This is a genomic window from uncultured Senegalimassilia sp. (genome assembly GCF_934632265.1).
Taxonomy (GTDB): domain Bacteria; phylum Actinomycetota; class Coriobacteriia; order Coriobacteriales; family Eggerthellaceae; genus Senegalimassilia.
This window is the reverse complement of record NZ_CAKTYH010000176.1, coordinates 1-2,810: the sequence shown is the minus strand read 5'-3', so window position 1 is coordinate 2,810 and position 2,810 is coordinate 1. Positions and strand designations below refer to the sequence as shown.

The following is a 2,810-nucleotide window of genomic DNA, read 5'->3' as shown; positions in this document are numbered from 1 at the left end:
GGTATATGCCGAGGTCAAAGACCTGGACGAAACCACGCGCATGCAGTATGTGGACCTGTATTTCTGGCTGGTCGGCGACATCCTGCTGAAAACGGACAAGATGTCCATGGCCCATTCGCTGGAATCCCGCGTGCCGTTTTTGGACCGCCGCGTCTTCGACGTGTCGGCAACCATCCCCACGCCGCTCAAGGCAAACGAGACGCAAACGAAGCTCACGCTGCGCGAAGCATCGGAGCGCGCAATCCCGAAGGACTGGGCGCAGAAGGAGAAGCTCGGCTTCCCCGTGCCCGTGGTGAACTGGCTGCGCCAGGACCGCTACTACAACCAGGTGAAAGAATGGTTCACCGGCGACATCGCGCGCGAGTTCTTCAACACCGATGAGCTGGTGCGACTGCTCGACGAGCACAAAGCCGGCGCCGACCGTAGCCGCAAGATCTGGATCGTCTACATGTTCCTCATGTGGTACAAGATCTACTTCGTGGACAAGACGGTGCCGGAGAAGCCGAAGGCCCGCTAGTCGACACAACGCCGTAACGTTGAGGCCCCTTGCAACCTAGCAGGTTGCAAGGGGCCTCTTTTGTCGATAGAACAGCAGACGAAGAACCTTCCGTCACGCCAAGCGCGACGCGCGAACGCTCGTCAGATGGCCGTGTTCATCCTCGAATACGCATAAGCGCTTATCACGGCTTTCGTACAGATGGGTGAACGTCGAAAGATGGCGCTTTCTATCCGCTTTGCGCCCGGAGCGCTTCGCTTCCTGCTTGCCCGCCATCAGTACTGCACCTTCCAAAACACCAAGCCGGCTGCTGGAGCGTTCTCCCCCGCCGCAGTTCGGTCACGAGCCTCAAGCACCTCGCGCACCCATTCGGGCTTGCGCAGGCCGCGTCCCACCATGACAAGCGTGCCCACGATGGTGCGCACCATGGAATGCAGGAACGCATTGCCCACCACCTTGATGGTCAGCACCTCCTCGCCCATGATGGTCTCACGCGAAAGCGAGATCTCGTGCACGTTTCGGCACGTGGGCTTGCCCACGGCGCTGGCCGCCATGCAGAAGCTTTTGAAATCGTGCTCACCTTCCAGATAACGCGCAGCCTGCTGCATCGCCGGTATATCCAGGTCGGCATGCACGAACCAGCTGAAATCGCGCATGAACAGCGGCGGCGTGTCATCCAAGCAGATATGGTAGTGGTATTCGCGCCATTGCGCGTCGAATCGAGCGCTGAAACCCGGCTCGCGCTCCTCAGCCTTGCGCACCGTGATGTCCTCATGCGTCAGCGCGTTCAAGCTGCGACGCAGGCTATGCAGGCTGCGGCTTTCCAACTCATCGGCGGAAACGTTGAAGCTTACCACCTGGCCGAGCGCATGCACGCCTGCATCGGTACGGCCCGAGCACACCACTTCCACCGGTCGACGCATGACCATGGACAGCGCCTGCTCAAGCTCCCCTTGCACGGTAAGCTTACCCGGCTGGCGCGCGAAGCCGCAAAACGGGCCGCCATTGTAGGACACCGTCAACGACAAGGTGCGCTCAGCATCCTCACGGTTGAAACCCTCGGCATCGCTCGCCCGCGCGGCATCGGCGTACACCGATGAGCCTTCTGCTTGCGCCACCATGCCCTCTGCCTGGGACACCATAGCTTCCGCTTGCACCGCTGCGGTTTTCACTTGCTCCGCAACGCTGTTCGCCTGCATCGTCGCATCCTCAACCTGGACTGCCACAGTTTCCACTTGCGCCGCCGCGGCTTTAGCCTGGGCCGTCACGGCTTCCGCCTGCGCCGCCTGCTCGTTATGTTCAATCGTTTTATCCATGCGGTCCATGATACGCGACAACCGCCGGCAAAAGAAACGGGACCCGGATTCACATCCGGGTCCCATGGGATATCCAATACCGCGTGCGCACATTTCGCATGCTACATGCTAAGAGGCATCCACGAACAGCGAGCGCCGATTAATGCGCTGATTGCGCAACCAGCGCGCAATGTGCCGAAGGCCGCCCCCGGCAAACGCCAAACCACACCCGCTACGCAGTCAGCACGTTATACCCGAACAGGTCCGTCAGCTCGCTGCGCATGATGGGGCTTTCCGCATCAACCGTGACCGGCAGCTCGGCTCGGAACTTGTGCCCGTCGTTTTGCCTCACGAACAGCACCACGCCATCACGCCCCGGATACGATTTCAGGATGCGGCTCAAGCGCATGGACTTCGACTGGTCGAAGTCCGACATCGGTACGCTCAAGCGCAGCTGGCGAGGCTTCGCGTCCTCTTCGCTCAGCTCGAGCGTTTCCGTCTCGAACACCATGATCTGGTTGCCGCGATCGGAGTGCTCGAACTTGCCCTTGATCTTGACGATGGCATCCTCTTGGATGGCCTCGGCGTTCTCCTCGTACTTGAAGCAGATGCACTCCACGTGGCCCGTGGTGTCTTCCAGGTCGAACGTGGCCATCTTCGTGCCGCGCTTCGTCAGCTTCGTCACCACGTTGGACACCATGCCCACGAACACCGCGGACTTGATCTCCTTCGTGCGCTCGGCTAAATCGCCCAGCTGCCACTTCGTGATGCGGGAGATATAGTTCTCGTACGGTGTGAGCGGATGGTCCGAGACGTAGATCTTCATGATCTCCTTCTCGTACGTCAGCAGCTGACGCTTCGGCCACTCAACGCCATCGGGCGCAGGTACATCTTCCTGGAAACCCAAATCCGCATCATCGGCGAACAGGTCGAACATGCTCACCTGACCGCGATCGCGGTCCTTCTGACGCTTCGCGGCGCCTTCCAGAAGCGGCGTCTCCTCGATGAAGTACATGAGC

4 protein-coding genes are annotated in these 2,810 nt (G+C 60.3%); 1 reads left to right on the top strand and 3 read right to left on the bottom strand.

Going from position 1 to position 2,810, the window contains the following annotated elements:
- Positions 1-517: asparagine synthase-related protein (locus tag Q0H50_RS09165; RefSeq protein ID WP_294421655.1), on the top strand; the 517-nt coding region annotated here is incomplete at its 5' end.
- 93 nt (positions 518-610) lie between these two features.
- On the opposite strand, the gene Q0H50_RS09160 is transcribed toward Q0H50_RS09165, so the two are convergent.
- The 3 genes from Q0H50_RS09160 to Q0H50_RS09150 all read right to left on the bottom strand — a co-directional run.
- Complete coding sequence (locus Q0H50_RS09160) at positions 611-772, bottom strand: hypothetical protein (protein WP_294421654.1); 162 nt, start codon at positions 770-772, stop codon at positions 611-613.
- Complete coding sequence (gene truA, locus Q0H50_RS09155; RefSeq protein WP_366936654.1) at positions 772-1,812, bottom strand: tRNA pseudouridine(38-40) synthase TruA; 1,041 nt, start codon at positions 1,810-1,812, stop codon at positions 772-774. The genes Q0H50_RS09160 and truA overlap by 1 nt, the downstream gene beginning before the upstream one ends.
- Before the next feature lie 211 nt (positions 1,813-2,023).
- Positions 2,024-2,810 (bottom strand): OB-fold nucleic acid binding domain-containing protein (locus tag Q0H50_RS09150; protein ID WP_294421653.1); only part of this gene is annotated, 787 nt, incomplete at its 5' end.